We start from the raw sequence: 15375 nt of genomic DNA, 5'->3' as shown, positions 1-15375 counted from the left end.
CGCCGAACAGGCAGCCACCGAACGAACGAACCTGAACACCAATCAACCCACCCTGACCTGCTGATCAGCACCTCCCGCCCACCGGGGGATCCTCAGATCAACGACCCCGATGCCCGCTACCAGGACCTCGGCGCGGACTGGCACCAGCGCCACCTGAACAGCGCCCGCAAAACCCGCGACCTCGTCCGCCAGCTTCAGGCCCTCGGCCACCAGGTCACCCTCGCCCCCACTGCCTGACCGAGCCCGCTCACGCGTTCGTCCGTTCCGCTCCGCGCAACGGACGCTGCCGCCTGCCCGGCTGAGGTTCGATTTTCCGTTCAGCACCTTTTTGCCGGGCCTTCTCCGCCTCGTCGGCGGCCTTTTCCAGGGCCGCCAGGGCGTCGGGGCGCAGGTGCATCCCGGCAGCGTCGTGGTGGGCTCGCACGGTGGTGGAGTCCACGCTGACCAGCGACAAGTCCACCTCGCCCCGCCTCGCGGCCTCCGTGATCGCGCCCTCCAGCAGGGCTTCGAAGACGCCCGCGTCACGCCACTGCCGGAAGCGATTGGAGACGGTCGACCACGCGCCGAACTCCGCCGGCATGTCCCGCCACTGCCCTCCGGTCCTGAACCGCCAGATCACGCCCTCGAACTGCTGCCGCAGCCGCTCCGGATACGGGCCGTACTCGCCGATCGGCAGGTACGGCTCGATGAACTCCCACTCCGTATCAGTCAGTTGCACTCGCGTCACGCGACATGGTCTACCTGATCAGGCCTTGCCATGAGGGCGAATCCCACAAATTGATCACGACCCGATAGGCGCCCTAGCGGGTCGACTCGGTACTGCTTCAGCCGAGGTCGTGGCGGAAGGTTGGGAGCCGACGGTCCGGGTGGTGGCGTACGCGTGGCACGGATTGCCCTCCGAGCAGTGGCAGGAGTAGTTCGCCCCCGGAACTGGTGAGCAGGAGCGGCCCACTGCCGCGGGGGATGGGGCGGGCGAGCCGGGGACTGCAGAGTGTGCCACGGTCCGGCCTGCGGGCAGCTGCTGCCAACGGGGGCCGGGCCGGGTGCGGGTGCCGAGTCAGTCGTGGGGGATGACGGCGACGGGGCAGTCGGCGTGGTGGATGGCAGCGTGGGCGACGGGGCCGATGCGGGGCGCCAGGCCGGTGCGGTACCCGCCGCGCCCGACCACGAGGAGCCTGGCCCCGATTGCGATGTCCACGACGGCGCGGGCGGGACTGTCGGGGCTGAGGTGCTCCACGACATGGACGTCCGGGTACTTTTCGCGCCATGGCAGCAGCGCCGCGGCCAGTGCCTGCCGGTCCGCTTCCTGCACGGTCGTCTCCGGCGGGTGTTCGCGGGTGATCACGGACGGGCGGTGGCTGGTGGCGTGGACGGCGAGCAGGGGCGTGGCCCGCCGGTGGGCGGCGTCGAAGGCGAACTCCAGGGCACTGTCGTAGCCCTGCCGGAGGCTGACGCCAGTGGCGATGGCGCCGGACTGCGCGGCCGGGGTCTTCGTCCCGATCGGCTGCTCGTAGGCCCGGACCAGGACCACGGGCCGCTCGGACCGGGCGACGGTGTGCAGGGCGAGCGAGCCGAGGAGGTAGCCGCGCACCGTGCCGAGCCCCTGGGAACCGAGGGCCAGCAGTTCGGCGTCGGACGCGGCCGGAAGGAGGGCGGCGGGGGTGTCGGTGGGCAGGAGCTGGGTGGTGATGGCTACGTCGGGGTATTTGGCTCGCAGGTCGGCCTCCGCGTCCTGGAGGAGGCGCTCGGCGGCGATGGCCTGTTCGTCCTCGCGGGGGATTCGCTGTGCGGTCATGGGCGGCAGGATCCACAGGTGGAGCAGGCGCAGTGGCAGGCCCCGTAGTTGTGCCTCGCGGGCGGCCCAGTGGGCGGCGGACAGGCTCTCGGGGGAACCGTCGAGGCCGACGGTGATCTCCTTGGGCATGGTGATGGCCTTCCGTGTGTCGTCGGTTGCACGGGCTAGGTCAGCAGCCGCCTGGACCAGCGGGGTTTGACCCGGCTCCACTCCGCGTCCCACTGGGCGTTGCGGCGGCGGTCCAGCACGCGGATCGAGCCTCTTCAGACGGCCAGGCACAGGAGGGAACCGGAGCCAGCGGCCACTGCGGCGGCCGTCCAGCCGGCGGCGGTGGCCTGGTTGCGGGTGATGGGTGGGGAGGTGACGGCGTCGTGGTTGTCGACCCACAGCTGGACGGGGGTGCCGGCTTTCTCCCCGGGCCATACCCGCACGGTCGTGGTGCGGGTGATGCCGTCCGAAGCGGTCCAGGCGGCGGTCGCCGGGACCGCGTCGGTGCTCTGGGACGAAGGGATCGCCGCGTCGGCGGTCAGCTGCGCGGTGACGGAGTGCCGGGTTGTGGACTGAACCCGGCCGGTGTGCAGCTGGGCGCGGTAGGTGAGCACGGTGCGGTAGGTGAGCACTCCGTGGTGCCTGTGGCCGGAACGAGTCCGATCAGGACGGCCAGAAGGATGCGGGCCAGTCAGCACTGGACGGCACGCCGCTCGCTCAGGCGGCGGCACGCGTTCAGCGACATCTCCACAGTCCCTCCCCCAGGATCGCGGCACAACCCGGGCAGCACGTGACCCTCGCGGCAACGCCACCCGCAGCGTAGGGCGCGATCACGCACGTGAGGAGGCCAGGCGCTGGTCGAGCTGCTCCAGGTAGTCGTCGTAGCAGGCCGCCACGTCGTCGAGGTCCACCATCGGCGGCAGGTCGATCACCGGCTGGCGTTCGGCCAGGAACTCCGCCGTCTCCTCCACCAGCCGCTGCTCGTCGGCCGACGTGGCATGAAGCTGTTCGGCGACAGCCTCACTGGCCCTGAACCTCGACTCGACCACCTCCTCACCGGCACGGGCCCGCAGCAGATACTCGTGGTCACCCAGCGGCTCGACCTCGAAATGCTCCGACATGGCCGCCTCCTCCCGAACACCGTCGCTCAGCACCAGCCCGGCGCAGGCCCGGTCTCCTGCGCTCTACGACATCCACGGTCCCCCGCCCGGCGGGGGACCGCGACACGACGAGTCGTTCACCACTCACCATCCCCTTGCCACCGGGCGCAGACCGTCCTCAGCGAAGGAGCCGCCTGCACAACTCCCACCATCCCGCTGGACAGCCTCTGGCCCCGGCGAGACGCTGACCACAAGCGCCCGACCGGCTGGGGCCCGTGCGTCCGCGCCGCGAAGGGCACCCGCGCCGAGCAGCGGCCCAGGGCACAGGAGCGGCGATGGACCCCGAAACGACCAACGCTCCACCGGTGGCGGTGGGAGTGAACTCCGAAACGGACTCCGAGACCGTGCGCTACGCGGCTCGCGAGGCCGTGGTTCGGCGCGCGCCCCTGCATGTGCTCCACGTGGTCGACCCGGCAGCCCTGGCGCCCGGCCAGGGCGGAGCTGGGCGGTGCGGGAGATCGCGGCTGCCGCGCTCACTCCGCACACAGCGCTGGTACGGGCGGAGTTCCCGCAGCTCGATGTCGTGGCGGAACCGGTCCGCGGACGGCCGTCCGCGGAGCTGGTCGACCGCTCCGGTGACTATTCCCTGATCGTGCTCGGCCACCATCGCCGCGGCAGGTTCCCCGGCCGCCGCTGAGCTCGGTTGCCCGGCAGGTGGCAACCCACGCCGGCTGCCCCGTCGTCGTGGTGCGGGCCCTGCCCGCTGACGCGCACGGCCCCGTCGTGGTCGGCTTCGGCCTGCCCGACGGCTCACAGGCGGCGCTTCGGTTCGCGGCCCGTGAAGCGGCGCTGCGCGGGGCACCGCTGGAGATCGTCCACGCCGACCACCGTCCGCAGCCACTCACCCTCGGCCTCGCACCGCCCGGACAGGCCGACCAGAGCGGCGTCGTGCGCGCCGAGCGCCGCGTCCTCGAAGGAGAAGCAGCACTCAAACGCACCCGCCATCCGGACCTGCGAACCGCCGTCCGCATCGAGCACGGCTATCCCGTCCCGGTCCTGCTGGACACCACCCAACACGCCGCCCTACTCGTGATCGGCTCCCACCACAGGGCGCCGTTACCCCGGCTGCTGCTCGGATCGGTCGCCGGAGAAGTCCTGCGCCGGGCATCCTGCCCCGTCGCCATCGTCCCCGCTGCCAGGTGATGCCTGACCGTCCTGGTCGCGCCCCGGTCGAGCCCCGAAGGCCGCTGAACCCTCTGCACGCTGTTCACCCCAGGAGCATGCAGCTCATGAGAACGAACAGAGCCTCAGCGGTCGCGGCGGTGGAAGCAGCCTTTCGTGGGGCGCGGGTGTTCGTGTCGTTCGACAGCCACCGGCGGCGCCGCGCGGTGCGTCAGGAGGGCAGGCCGGCGAGCCAGTCGGCTAGGAGCCGGTTGACCTCATCGGGGGCATTCCTGCTGGATCCAGTGGCCGCAGCCGTCGAGGAGGTGGGAGGAGACCAGGCCCGGTAGCGTGACCGGGTACGCCTTGATCGCGTCGGCCAGCCAGGTCGTGGAAGCGTCCAGGCTGCCGCCGATGAACAGGGATGGCTGGGTGATCGGGCCGCCGTCGAAGGCGGCGAGGTCCTTCCAGTCACGGTCCATGTTCCGGTAACGGTTGAGCGCTCCGGTCAGGCCGGTCCTCTCGAACTCCCCGGCTTAGCTAAGCGATCGACACCCCGGCCCCTGGTCCTCCAGGATGACATCGCGTGGACCGGCACAGCAGGCCGCCGGACGGACCGACGGCCAGGGAAGTCCGCCGCCCAGCAGCGGCGGAAGAGAAGAACGAAAGGGGGGCTCTGTCCGCATCTCGCGGAACACGATTGCACGGTGCACGGCCAACAGCTCCGCTACTCCGTGTCTCGACCCGGAGTCCCTCTTCCATTTATATGATCCCCGTTTCCGGCCTCCGGAAAACCCTGCCCCCCGCCCCGACCTTCGTGGGCCGGTCGGCCCACGAAGGTCGGGGCGTTCAGCCGCTGCCTGCGCCGGAACCGCCTGACAGGCTGGTGAAGTGCAAGGACTCGCCGGGAGGTGGCGGCCATGATCGCAGCACTGATCGGGTATCTGGGCCGGTTCACCCGGGCCACCAGACGACGGCGCGGGCAGCCGCTGCGTCGACGCGATCCCGCGCCCGAGCCGTGGTCCTCTGCCGGTAACCTCCCCGCCCCCGCGGACGCCGCAGCGGCGAGCGGGGACGAGACGGAGCGGCTCCTCGCCACTGCTCTGCTTGCCGGGCTGATCGCACCGGCGGAGTACCAGGAGTCGATGACCGTCCTGGCCCGCGCCGACGACGCCGGCCGACCGCTTGACGTACCGCCGTGGTGAGCCCGCGCCGACGGCCCCCACAGCCCGGAACCTGCGGGAGGACGCGATGACGACCCCACGGATCCTGTCGGGCACGGCCCATCCCACGCTCGGCGACGCCATCTCGGAGGCCCTCGGCACCGAACCCGTCGAGTGCGAGGTGGAACACTTTCCCGACGGCGAGTTTGCAGCCGACCGTCGGCCATGTGCGCGGCGAGGACGTGTACGTCGTCCAGCCCACCGGTCCCGACGTGAACGGGCACCTGATCGAGCTCCTGCTGCTCCTGGACGCATGCCGCCGCGCAGGCGCGCGCCGGATCACCGCCGTCGTCCCGTACTTCGGCTACGCCCGGCAGGACCGCCGCACCCGGGCCGGGCAGTCGGTCGGTGCCCGGGTGGCACTCGACGCCCTGGCGGCCGCCGGTGCCGACCGGCTGGTCGTCGTCGACCCGCACACCCCGGCCCTCGAAGCGATGAGCAGCATCCCCGTCGAGACGCTCAGCGCGGTGCCACTGCTCGCCGACACCCTGGCAGAGCACACACCCGCAGCCGCCGTGGTGGTCTCGCCCGACCTCGGCGCCGTCAAACTCGCCGAACACTACGGGGCGTTGCTCGGCCGGCCGGTCGCCGTCGTCCGCAAGACCCGCCTGTCCGGCAGCAAGGTACAGGCCGAGGAACTGGTCGGCGATGTCGCCGGCTGGCCCGCGCTGATCGTCGACGACATGATCAGCACCGGCGGGACCGTCGGGGCGGCCGTCAAGGTCCTGCTGGCCCATGGCGCGGCGCCGGACATCACCGTCGCCGCCACTCACCCCCTGCTCGTGGACCGCGCCGCCGACCGGCTCGCCCGGCTTCACATCGACCGCCTCGTGGTCACCGACACCATTCCCCCGCCCCACGTCCGCACGCTGCCCAACCGCGTGCGCACCGTGGCGCCGCTGCTCGCCGAAGCCATCGCCCTGTTGCACGGCGGCGAGCCGTTGGACACCCTTCTGATGCACGGCTGACGCACGTCGCCCGACCCGCCGATCACGGCGACCCCGCGTCCGCCTCAGGCCATGTCAGCCCTTGACGACACCCAGCGGCACCAGGCGGGCGACGAGCCGGGCGAGCCCCGCGCCCTCAGTGGCGGCGGCGACCGCGTCGACGTCCTTGTACGCCTCGGGCGCCTCCTCCGCGAGCCCGCGCCACGAGGACGGGCGCACCGCTATGCCGCTCGCCTCCAGTTGGTCGCGCAGCCGCTCGCCGCGCACCATGTGCAGCGCGTGGTGGCGGCTCCACACGCGCCCGGCGCCGTGGCAGGCGGAGTGGAAGGCGTCGTTGCCGGGCAGGCCGACCATCACGTACGAGGCGGTGCCCATCGTGCCGGGGACCAGTACCGGCTGGCCGGCGTCGGCGAGGTCCTCGGGCAGCTCTGGGTCGCCGGGCGGCAGCGCGCGGGTGGCGCCCTTGCGGTGGACGCACAGCGGTCGTTCCACGCCGTCCACCTCGTGTGTCTCGAGTTTGGCGGTGTTGTGGGAGATGTCGTAGACCAGTTCCAGTCCCGCCCCGGCGGCTGTGGCGAAGGCGCGGCGGGTGGCCTCGGTGAGCAGCTGCCGGTTGGCGCGGGCGTAGTTGGCGGCTGCGGCCATCGCGCCGAGGTAGTCGCGGCCGGGTGGGGAGTCGACGGGCGTGCAGGCGAGCTGCTGGTCGGGGACGACGATGCGGTAGCGGTGCATCGAGCGGTCCATGGTGCGGACGTGGTCGGTGCACACCTGGTGGCCCAGGCCTCGCGAGCCGCAGTGGATCATGACGCAGACCTGGCCGGTGTGCAGCCCGAAGGCGGCAGCGACATCGGGGGCGTAGAGGTGGTCGACGGCTTGTACTTCAAAGGAAGTGGTTGCCGCTGCCGAGGCTGCCGACCTGGTGCAGGCCGCGTTCCACGGCCCGGTTGCTGACCTGTCCGGGGGCGGCGCCCTCCAGGACGCCGGAGTCCTCGCAGCGGTCCAGGTCGCGCGGCACGCCGTGGCCGTGCTCGACCGCGTACCGGGCGCCGCCGACCAGCAGGTCGTCCATCTCCTCGGTGCCCGACAGCTTCCACAGGCCGCCGCGCCCCATGCCGCGCGGGATGGTGGTGTCCAGGATGTCCATCAGGTGCCGCATCCGGTGGTGGCCGAGCTCCTCGCGGTCGATGCCGGCTGCCAGCAGCCGTACGCCGCAGGAGATGTCGAACCCGACCCCGCCGGGTGAGACGACCCCTCCGTGGGCGATGTCGGTGGCGGCCACTCCGCCGATCGGGAAGCCGTAGCCCCAGTGCACGTCCGGCATGGCGAAGGAGGCGCGGACGATGCCGGGCAGGGTCGCCACGTTCGCCACCTGTTCCAGCGCCTTGTCGCCCGCAGCCTGCGGCAGCAGTTCCTTGGACGCGAACACCACCCCGGGTACCCGCATCCGGTCCCGTTGCTCGATGCGGAAGCGGTACGGACTCTCCTCGACAAGCCTGATCTCCACGTCACTCATCTCCAGTCGACCGTCAGCCGCCCGGCCCGCTCGCCGACGTCGGTGCCGAGCTCGGCGCAGGCGGCGGTGAACCGCTCGCGAATCCATTCCCACTCCTCGCCGTGGGCGAGGCGGATGTGGCCGAAACCGAGGAACAGGGGCAGCGCCTCCACGCGTACCGGCGCGAGGTTCGCCGGGTTCGGCCCGTCCAGGGCGGCCAGGAACAGCAGCCCGAGGTCGTTTCGCAGCGCCGGGTGGACGGCGGAGTCGTCGACGAAGTCGCCCATGTCGTAGACGATCCGGTCGGCGACGCCGTGGAAGACGTGGCCGGAATGCCCGGCCCAGCCCCCCCCGGTCGGAGATACCGCACTCCAGGTTGAGCACGACGGGGTCGGCTTCCGCGAGTGCCTGCCGTACCTCGGCGGCGAACAGTGTCTGCGGTGTCGGAGAGCGACGCAGTTCCTCGGTCACGCCGCGCCCGAGCATCATGTCACCGGCCAGTGCCACCGCGAGCGCCATCCTTCCGCCCCGATCCCCATCGTGTTCAGACGTCGAGCGTCACCTGACAGGTCCAGCCCTCGGGGCCGCCGGTCAGGTGGAGGCCATGCAGCGAGACGGCCTTGGGCACCGCCCCGACCTGCTCGGCGGTATCGGCTTCCGCCATCGTGAAGCGGACCGACACCGCCCGGCCGTCCCCGGCGGCGCGGACCGTTTCGACCTCCGTATCGAGAGGGATCTCGCCGTCGACGTCCATCCGGTAGATGACCTCCTCCAGGACGGACACCAGCAGATCCTCGTCGCTGTCCGCCGTGACCGCGCACACGCGCTCCCCAGCTGGCCGGGCCCCGGAGGTGTCCGCGAAGCCCTCGACCGCGGCGCGCACCGCCTCACGGATGCAACCCTCCGCGGTCGGCGCCCACGCCTCCACCCGTGTGTCCGCCGTGTGCGGCACAGCCCGATGACCGCTGCGTGATCCCCGCCACCCGGTCACAACCAACAGCTCCCCTCGTGCCGATCCGCGGCCTCATACCGCCTCACCCTTCCAGGCTCATCCCGCGCACCACTGCGAGCAATCCGTACGGGGCGCTGTCGGCGGAGACGGCACGATCGTGGTTGCGGCCCGGCAACCGGTGGCCTCTTCTCGCCATGCGCCTGGTGCCGGCAAGCGATTCGGGATGCGAAGGCTCCACGACGAGGACGACCCTGGAAGAGACGACTGCCGCTCGGGGGAGTAGAACCGTGCCTGGTGGATCAACGCACCCGGCGCCATCCCGTGACGATCCGTCGGCCATCGAGCCGCGTCTGGCAAGGTTCAGAACTCACCTTACAAAGGAGGCAGCGATCGTGATCACGGCACGCGACATCATGCACGCCGGGGCGACCTGTGTGCAGGAGGGCGATCGGGGCGCAGCTACCGACCCTGGTGCGGGGCGTCTACTACGAGGGCTGGGACCCGCACCCCACACCGGTGAAGTTCGACCGGCAGGACTACCTCGACCGCTTTGGCCACGAGGCCTCCCTACCGGCCGAGGACGCCGCCCGCGCCGTCACCGCAGCGGTGTTCCTGCACATCCCCCCGGAACAGCTTGAGCACGTCTTCGACACGCTTCCGCACGATCTGCGCGCACTCGTCACCCCCGTGGTGTAGGAGCGGCGTTGGAGCAGGACGGTGGGCTGGGAGCCGGTACCAGCGGGTCATGGTGAAGCTCAGCGGCGATGCGTTCGCGGGCGAAGCCGGCTGGGGCACCGCCCCGGTCAGCCTCGTGCACCTCACCGAGGAGATCCTCTCGGTGCACGAACTCGGCGTTCAGACCCGTCGTCCTCGGCGGCGGGAACTACTTCCGCGGCCTCACGGCCGCAGCCTGGGGTATCGGCCGCACCGAGGCCGATACCATCGGCATGCTCGGCACCGTCATGAACGCGCTGCTGCTGCGCGGAGAACTCATCGCACACCACGCCACCGACGTGCGGGTCATGACCGCGACCGACATGCCCTCCTTCGCCGAACCCTTCATCCGGCTGCGCGCCCTGCGGCATCTGCGCCACCACCTGATCGTGCTGCTCGCCGACGGCATCGGCCAGCCCTACGTCACCACCGACTACGCCGCCGTCCAGCGCCCTCGAACTGGAGACCGACGCCCTGCTGCTCGCCGAGCACGGCGTGGACGGCCTCTACGGCCACGACCGGCGCACCCACCCCGGCGCCGTCCGCTACACCAGTGTCAGCCACCAGGAGGCCCTCAGTCGGGGCGTCCGGGTGATGGACACCACCGCCCTGGTCCTCGCCGCCGAACAACCACCCGACCATGCACGTCGTCGCCACCGGCGCCATGCGCGCGATCTGCCAGGGCCACGACATCGGCACCCGCATCACCGGCCAATCGCCGGAAAAGCGCCCATCGAAGGCGTGAAGCGGCAGTCTCGGGGCCCGGCAGCCCCGGTGGCAGGCCCGTACGGCCCTGTGCCGGCCCTCGCAGCGGGAAGACACTGGAGGCTCGAAGGATCTTCGGCAAACCCGGGAGAAGGTTTCAGAATGCACGGGTCCGCACGGCTGGGCAGGATCTTCGGCATACCGCTGCGGATCCGCTGGAGCGCGCCCGTCCTGATCCTCTTCCTCGGCGTCGGCCTGGCCGGGCAGACACTCCCGACGTGGGTCCCGGGCCGCTCCGCAGCCGCCTACGGCCTCGCCGGCCTGGTCGGGGCGCTGCTGCTGGCCGTGAGCCTGCTCCTGCACGAAACGGCCCACGCCGTCACCGCGCGCCGCGCGGGCGTTCGCGTCGACGACATGACCGTCTTCGCGCTCGGCGGCGTCACCCGCATGGGACGTCCCCCGAGCCCACGTAGCTGTAACGGGTGCCGGCACCGGACGGGTTCCGGGACAGCAGAACGAACAGCAGCATCATCGCGATCGCGGCGGGCAGCAGCCAACGCCGCCAGGGCTGCGGTGGGGTCGGCGCGGGCTTCGGCGGCTCGCCCGGCGGACCGGGCCTGGCCCGGCCTGTCGGATGCCGAGTCGGGAAGCGCCTCGGTGTGATCATCTGGTGCATTCGAGCCTCCGCGCCCCATCGTGCGCCACGGCGGCCACGGCGGGCAGGGCCGATCGGTCCACATGACCCGGGCTTCCGCCCGGTCCGCGTGCGAATCCGTCGCAGGAGAACGATCCTGCAGGGGAGCGGGCGTTGCTCGGCGATGCCGTCACAGTCCTGGGCGTGCCCACCCCGGAGAACCCGGCACCGTACACCCCTGTCGAGCGACTGCCTTCGGAGTTCGTCGTCGGCCTGATCGGAAGGACGAAGCCATGGCTGAGGAACCGGCCCTCGAGGGAAAGGTCGTCGTCGGGGTGGACGGCTCGGAGCAGTCCAGAAGGGCTCTGCGCTGGGCGGTTCAGCAGGCTGAGCTCACCCACGGCGTGGTGGAGGCGGTGATGGCCTGGGAGCCGCCGTTCTCCGGGTGGGGCAGTGCGGTACCGGTCGGCGAGGAGGCGCATCTGGGGGAGGTGGCACGGAAGATCCTGGCCGAGAACGTCGAGAAGGCGGTGGGTTCCCAGCCGCCGGTGGACATCCGGCTGAGGGTCGGAGAGGGCACCCCGGCCTGGGTCCTGCTTGCCGCTGCCAAGGAGCGGGCGTCCCTGCTGGTCGTCGGGCATCGCGGCCTCGGCGGTATCGAAGGCGCCCTGCTGGGATCCGTCGGGCAGTACTGCGTTCAGCACTCACCCTGCCCGGTCGTGGTCGTCCGCAGCGCTGCAGACTGACGGCCACCGCGGGCCTCCCATGAGCCGGACCGCGTCACCGGTCACTGGTCGGGCTGACCGCCCTCCAACGGGTAGGTCTTCGCCCACACCGCACCGCAGCGGCAGGCGAACTGCTCCACCAGGTCACCGTCTTCGTTCACCCCGAGCCCCTCGCGGAGCCGCACATGGACGTGGTCACTCATGGTCCACCAGCCTTCACTTCGTACTCGAAACAGGACCCCCATCATGCACGGGCGACTGCGGGCAGGGAAGGGTCGGCCCGGAGGCGTCCGCTTCATGAGACGGAGCACGCGGGCCATCGCCCCGCGCGGACGGGTTTCCGCGAGTAAGCGCATGAGCGAGCACCGGCCAAGGCTCGGGCGGGTTCCCTTCGGCACGGCCGCTGCCGCCGTGGCCGTCTACGGCATGTTCGTACGGCCACGGCTGCTGAGCTGGGGCGCGACCCACGACGAAGCCGTACGCGGCTACCCCGGCGACGAGCTCGTCCCCGACGCCGGCACCTCATCGACCATGGCCACGACCCTGCCAGCGCCGCCCGAGCAGGTCTGGCCCTGGCTACTGCAGATGGGCTGCAACCGCGCCAGCTGGTACGCCTGGGACCGACTGGACACCGGCGGACAGCCGAGCATGGACCGAGTCGACACGAGGTATGGGTACGGCCTCTGGGGCTCAACCCCGAGGAGGCCGCCGACCTCCTCCTGCGCGATCTGCGCAGTTCGCGGGCGGGGCTGGCGTCCGCCGAGGCTCAGCGGCGGCTCGTCCAGTACGGTCGCAACGAGCTGCGCCGGCGCGGCGGCCGGCGGTGGCCCGGTGAGCTGGCACGCCAGTTCACGCACCCCCTCGCCCTGCTGCTGTGGGCCGCTGCGGTGCTGCTGGTCGCGGTGAGCTCGTATGTCGTGGCCGCTGCGGTCGTCCTCATCATCTTCCTCAACGCCGCCTTCGCCTTCGTTCAGGAGGTGCACGCCGAACGTGCGGTCGAGGCGCTGGCCAAGTACCTGCCCCAGCGGGCGAAGGCCGTGCGCGACGGTTCCCCGCAGGAGATCGACGCCGCCGACCTGGTGCCGGGCGACATCGTCGTGATCGAAGCGGGCGACCGGATCCCCGCCGACATCCGCCTCCTGCAAGGAGCCATCGAAGTCGACATGTCGGCGCTGACCGGGGAATCGGTGCCCACGCTGCGCTCGGCATCGATCTTGGACGTGGACGTCCCCGTGCTCACGGCGCACGACCTCGTCTTCAGCGGTACCAACAGCACCGGCGGCGAGGCCCATGGCGTGGTCTTCGCCACCGGCATGAACACGGAGCTGGGCCGCATCGCCGCCCTGTCCGAGCGGGTCAAGCAGGAACCCAGCCCGCTCGAACGCCAGGTACGCCGAGTCGCGTGGCTGATCGCGATCATCTCGGTGGCCCTGGCACTCGCCTTCATCCCCCTGGCCACGTTCGGCATCGGGCTGTCGTTGATCAACTCCGTGGTCTTCGCCGCCGGCCTGCTGGCAGGCATGGTCCCCGAAGGGCTCCTGCCCGTCATCACCCTCGCACTCACCGTGGCCGTCCGGGCGCTCGCCACCCGCGGGGCCCTGGTCAAACGGCTGAGCGCTGTGGAGACCCTCGGTTCGACGGACGTCATCTGCACCGACAAGACCGGCACCGTCACCGAGAACCGCATGCGCCCCACCCGCGTGTGGACTGCCACAGGCTCCCTCGGACTGGACGGCGCGGCCGCACAGCCACCCGGCATTCCGCCGGACCCGGTGCTGGCCACCGTGGGGCGGATTGCCGCCACCTGCAACAACGCCCGCATCGAACCCGGGGAGGCACCGAGCGGCGATCCGACCGAGATCGCCGTGCTGCTCGCCGCGCGTGAACTCGGCGCCGGCCTCGCCGCGACCGAGCGCGAGGCCGATCGCTGCTGGCAATTCCACTTCGACCCCGAACTCAAACTGATGTCGACCATCGACCGCCACGACGGGCGACTCGCCGTCCACACCAAGGGCGCACCCGAAGCACTCCTACCGCGCTGCACGAGCTACCTCGGCAGCGACGGGCAGCAGCTGCCGCTCACCGAGCCCGACCGCGAACGCATCGCCGTCCAGGTCGACGCGTTCGCGGCCGACGGACTGCGCGTGCTCGCACTGGCCGAACGTGAACTGCCCCCCGAACGAAGGGCACCGCACAGACGCGGCGACGCCGAGCACAAGCTCTGCTTCGCCGGGCTGATCGCGATGCTCGACCCCCCGCGTCCCGAAGTTGCCGAAGCCGTCCGGAACTGCCACACCGCCGGCATCCGCATCATTATGATCACCGGCGACCACCCGCTCACCGCCGCCGCGATCGCCCAACGCGTAGGCATCACGGGCAGCTCCCCCACGGTGGTCAGCGGCGCGCAACTGGAGCGGCTCCACGAGAACGAACTGCGCGCCCTGGTGCGGCAGGAGCGCGAGATCATCTTCGCCCGCGCGTCCCCGGAGGCCAAGCTCCACATCGCCGACGCGCTGCGTGAGGAGGGGCACGTCGTCGCGATGACGGGCGACGGAGTCAACGACGCGCCCGCGCTGCGCCGCGCCGACATCGGCGTGGCCATGGGCCGGTCGGGCACGGATGTCGCCCGGGAGGCCTCCACCATGGTGCTCACCGACGACAACTTCGCGTCGATCGTCACCGCCGTACGCGCCGGGCGTCAGATCTACGACAACGTACGCAAGTTCATCATCTACATCTTCGCCCACGCGACGCCCGAGGTGGTTCCGTTCCTGTTCTTCGCGCTCGGCGGCGGCCGCATTCCGCTGCCGCTGACGATCCTTCAGCTTCTCGCCTTCGACGTCGGCAGCGAGACCCTGCCGGCCCTCGCACTCAGCCGCGAACCCGCCGAGCCAGGCCTGATGGACCGTCCGCCCAGACCCCGTTCGGAGGGTGTCATCCGAGGTCCGATGCTGATCCGAGCCTGGCTCTTCCTCGGCGCCCTGGTCGCGGTGCTCCAGATGGGAGGGTTCTTCTACGTGCTCACCAGGTCGGGTTGGAGCCCGGGCGCTCCGGTGGGACCGGGACAGCCGCTGCACCACGCCTACCAGCAGGCGACGACCATGACCTTCCTCGGCATGATCGCGGGGCAGATCGGCACCGCGTTCGCCGTGCGTACGCAGCGCGCCTCACTCCGCTCGGTGGGCATCCTGTCCAACCGCTACCTGCTGGCGGGAATCGCCGGGGAACTCCTGCTCGCGGCCGTCTTCGTCTACACCCCGCCGTTCCCGAAACTGCTGGGCACTGCTGCCCTGCCGACGGGCGACCTGCTGCTCCTGCTGCCCTACCCGTTCATCGTCTGGGGCGCCGACGAACTGCGGCGCTACCTCATCCGACGGCGCGAATCCGGCACACCCCAGCCCGGATAGGAGAGTTCGCGTCAGCATGCGGCGCAGCGCCACCTCCTATACGCGCTACGCGAGTTCGAGAAGTTCTACAACGAGCACAGGCCACACCAGGGCATCGCGAACGCCCGACCCCTCTGCACCCTTCCCAAGCCAATCGATAACCCCGAGCACATCGCTCGCCTCGACATACGCCGAACCGACCGGTTCGGCGGCCTCCTCCACGAGTACCAACATGCGGCCTGAGCAGGGCGGATGACCTTTTCGGCGAGGGCAGCGAGCAGCGACAGCATGACCTGGCCCGTGTCCTTCTCGGGGGCGGGCCTTGTGAATCTCCGGGTGCGGCCACCGAGAAGGGTTCGGGTGCCGGCGCAGACGCAGAGGCGCCCCGCACGCGGGTACGTGCGGGGCGCCCGCTCATGTGCTGCTGTCAGGCGGGGCGGATGTGCTCCGCCTGCGGACCCTTCTGGCCCTGCACGATGTCGAAGGTCACCTTCTGGCCCTCCAGGAGTTCACGGAAGCCCTGGGCGTCGATGTTCGAGTAGTGGGCGAACAC

General features: G+C 71.0%; 19 protein-coding genes and 3 pseudogenes. 10 read left to right on the top strand and 12 right to left on the bottom strand.

The annotated features are described in order from the left end of the window. Window positions 1-237: hypothetical protein (locus tag ACWC9T_RS37300; RefSeq protein WP_449825484.1), on the top strand; the 237-nt coding region annotated here is incomplete at its 5' end. 34 nt (window positions 238-271) lie between these two features. On the opposite strand, the pseudogene ACWC9T_RS37295 reads toward ACWC9T_RS37300, so the two are convergent. The 4 genes and pseudogenes from ACWC9T_RS37295 to ACWC9T_RS37280 all read right to left on the bottom strand — a co-directional run. Further along, window positions 272-727 (bottom strand): annotated as a pseudogene (locus ACWC9T_RS37295) (transposase); the annotation flags it as partial. A gap of 330 nt (window positions 728-1057) precedes the next feature. Next, entirely contained in the window at window positions 1058-1924 is an 867-nt protein-coding gene (locus tag ACWC9T_RS37290; RefSeq protein ID WP_449825483.1) for a universal stress protein, read from the bottom strand. 134 nt (window positions 1925-2058) lie between these two features. Further along, window positions 2059-2415 (bottom strand): hypothetical protein, encoded by a 357-nt coding sequence (locus ACWC9T_RS37285; RefSeq protein WP_449825482.1) that lies wholly within the window; start codon window positions 2413-2415, stop codon window positions 2059-2061. Window positions 2416-2613: 198 nt separating this feature from the next. Beyond that, on the bottom strand, window positions 2614-2904 hold the full coding sequence (locus tag ACWC9T_RS37280; RefSeq protein ID WP_449825481.1) for a hypothetical protein: 291 nt from the start codon (window positions 2902-2904) through the stop codon (window positions 2614-2616). 314 nt (window positions 2905-3218) lie between these two features. On the opposite strand from ACWC9T_RS37280, the pseudogene ACWC9T_RS37275 reads away from it, so the two are divergent. The 3 genes and pseudogenes from ACWC9T_RS37275 to ACWC9T_RS37265 all read left to right on the top strand — a co-directional run. Further along, window positions 3219-3359: pseudogene (locus tag ACWC9T_RS37275) on the top strand (universal stress protein); the annotation flags it as partial. A 32-nt stretch (window positions 3360-3391) separates the two neighbouring features. Continuing rightward, window positions 3392-3580, top strand: coding sequence for a hypothetical protein (locus ACWC9T_RS37270; protein ID WP_449825487.1), 189 nt, complete (start codon window positions 3392-3394; stop codon window positions 3578-3580). A gap of 17 nt (window positions 3581-3597) precedes the next feature. Further along, window positions 3598-4086 carry a universal stress protein gene (locus tag ACWC9T_RS37265; protein ID WP_449825480.1) on the top strand — a complete coding sequence of 163 codons (489 nt, stop codon included), beginning with the start codon at window positions 3598-3600 and terminating at the stop codon, window positions 4084-4086. A gap of 190 nt (window positions 4087-4276) precedes the next feature. Here the strand turns inward: ACWC9T_RS37265 and ACWC9T_RS37260 are convergent. Beyond that, window positions 4277-4580 (bottom strand): annotated as a pseudogene (locus ACWC9T_RS37260) (alpha/beta fold hydrolase); the annotation flags it as partial. 384 nt (window positions 4581-4964) lie between these two features. Here ACWC9T_RS37260 and ACWC9T_RS37255 point away from each other — a divergent pair. Next, window positions 4965-5249 (top strand): hypothetical protein, encoded by a 285-nt coding sequence (locus ACWC9T_RS37255; RefSeq protein WP_449825479.1) that lies wholly within the window; start codon window positions 4965-4967, stop codon window positions 5247-5249. A gap of 185 nt (window positions 5250-5434) precedes the next feature. Next, a complete protein-coding gene (locus ACWC9T_RS37250; RefSeq protein ID WP_449825478.1) occupies window positions 5435-6235 on the top strand; it encodes a ribose-phosphate diphosphokinase in 801 nt (266 codons plus the stop codon). A gap of 54 nt (window positions 6236-6289) precedes the next feature. Here the strand turns inward: ACWC9T_RS37250 and ACWC9T_RS37245 are convergent, their stop codons facing one another. The 4 genes from ACWC9T_RS37245 to ACWC9T_RS37230 form a co-directional block, all read right to left on the bottom strand. Beyond that, the gene (locus ACWC9T_RS37245) at window positions 6290-7042 is read right to left on the bottom strand and encodes an RtcB family protein (protein ID WP_449825486.1); all 753 of its coding nucleotides are present in this window, start codon (window positions 7040-7042) and stop codon (window positions 6290-6292) included. 52 nt (window positions 7043-7094) lie between these two features. Next, window positions 7095-7727, bottom strand: a complete 633-nt coding sequence (locus tag ACWC9T_RS37240) for an RtcB family protein (RefSeq protein WP_449825477.1) — start codon at window positions 7725-7727, stop codon at window positions 7095-7097. After that, entirely contained in the window at window positions 7724-7993 is a 270-nt protein-coding gene (locus tag ACWC9T_RS37235; protein WP_449825476.1) for a hypothetical protein, read from the bottom strand. The genes ACWC9T_RS37240 and ACWC9T_RS37235 overlap by 4 nt, the downstream gene beginning before the upstream one ends. Before the next feature lie 257 nt (window positions 7994-8250). Next, window positions 8251-8658 (bottom strand): archease, encoded by a 408-nt coding sequence (locus tag ACWC9T_RS37230; RefSeq protein WP_449825475.1) that lies wholly within the window; start codon window positions 8656-8658, stop codon window positions 8251-8253. 432 nt (window positions 8659-9090) lie between these two features. Here ACWC9T_RS37230 and ACWC9T_RS37225 point away from each other — a divergent pair, with 432 nt between their 5' ends. The 3 genes from ACWC9T_RS37225 (at window position 9091) to ACWC9T_RS37215 (ending at window position 11457) form a co-directional block, all read left to right on the top strand. Then, a complete protein-coding gene (locus ACWC9T_RS37225; RefSeq protein ID WP_449825474.1) occupies window positions 9091-9354 on the top strand; it encodes a DUF2267 domain-containing protein in 264 nt (87 codons plus the stop codon). An 885-nt stretch (window positions 9355-10239) separates the two neighbouring features. Continuing rightward, complete coding sequence (locus ACWC9T_RS37220) at window positions 10240-10740, top strand: hypothetical protein (RefSeq protein WP_449825473.1); 501 nt, start codon at window positions 10240-10242, stop codon at window positions 10738-10740. A 264-nt stretch (window positions 10741-11004) separates the two neighbouring features. Continuing rightward, entirely contained in the window at window positions 11005-11457 is a 453-nt protein-coding gene (locus tag ACWC9T_RS37215) for a universal stress protein (RefSeq protein WP_449825472.1), read from the top strand. A 41-nt stretch (window positions 11458-11498) separates the two neighbouring features. Here ACWC9T_RS37215 and ACWC9T_RS37210 read toward each other — a convergent pair whose 3' ends face one another. After that, the gene (locus ACWC9T_RS37210) at window positions 11499-11639 is read right to left on the bottom strand and encodes a hypothetical protein (RefSeq protein WP_449825471.1); all 141 of its coding nucleotides are present in this window, start codon (window positions 11637-11639) and stop codon (window positions 11499-11501) included. A 369-nt stretch (window positions 11640-12008) separates the two neighbouring features. Between ACWC9T_RS37210 and ACWC9T_RS37205 the strand changes: the two genes are divergently transcribed. Next, window positions 12009-14843 (top strand): cation-translocating P-type ATPase, encoded by a 2835-nt coding sequence (locus ACWC9T_RS37205; protein ID WP_449825485.1) that lies wholly within the window; start codon window positions 12009-12011, stop codon window positions 14841-14843. Between the two features lie 45 nt (window positions 14844-14888). Here the strand turns inward: ACWC9T_RS37205 and ACWC9T_RS37200 are convergent, their stop codons facing one another. Then, window positions 14889-15044: a hypothetical protein gene (locus tag ACWC9T_RS37200; protein WP_449825470.1), complete on the bottom strand. Its 156-nt coding sequence runs from the start codon at window positions 15042-15044 to the stop codon at window positions 14889-14891. Between the two features lie 205 nt (window positions 15045-15249). Further along, window positions 15250-15375 (bottom strand): cold shock domain-containing protein (locus ACWC9T_RS37195; protein WP_449825115.1); only part of this gene is annotated, 126 nt, incomplete at its 5' end.

Source organism: Kitasatospora sp. NPDC001159, assembly GCF_053598235.1.
Note: the sequence above shows the minus strand (reverse complement) of the source record. Positions and strands in the feature narration are given on the sequence as shown.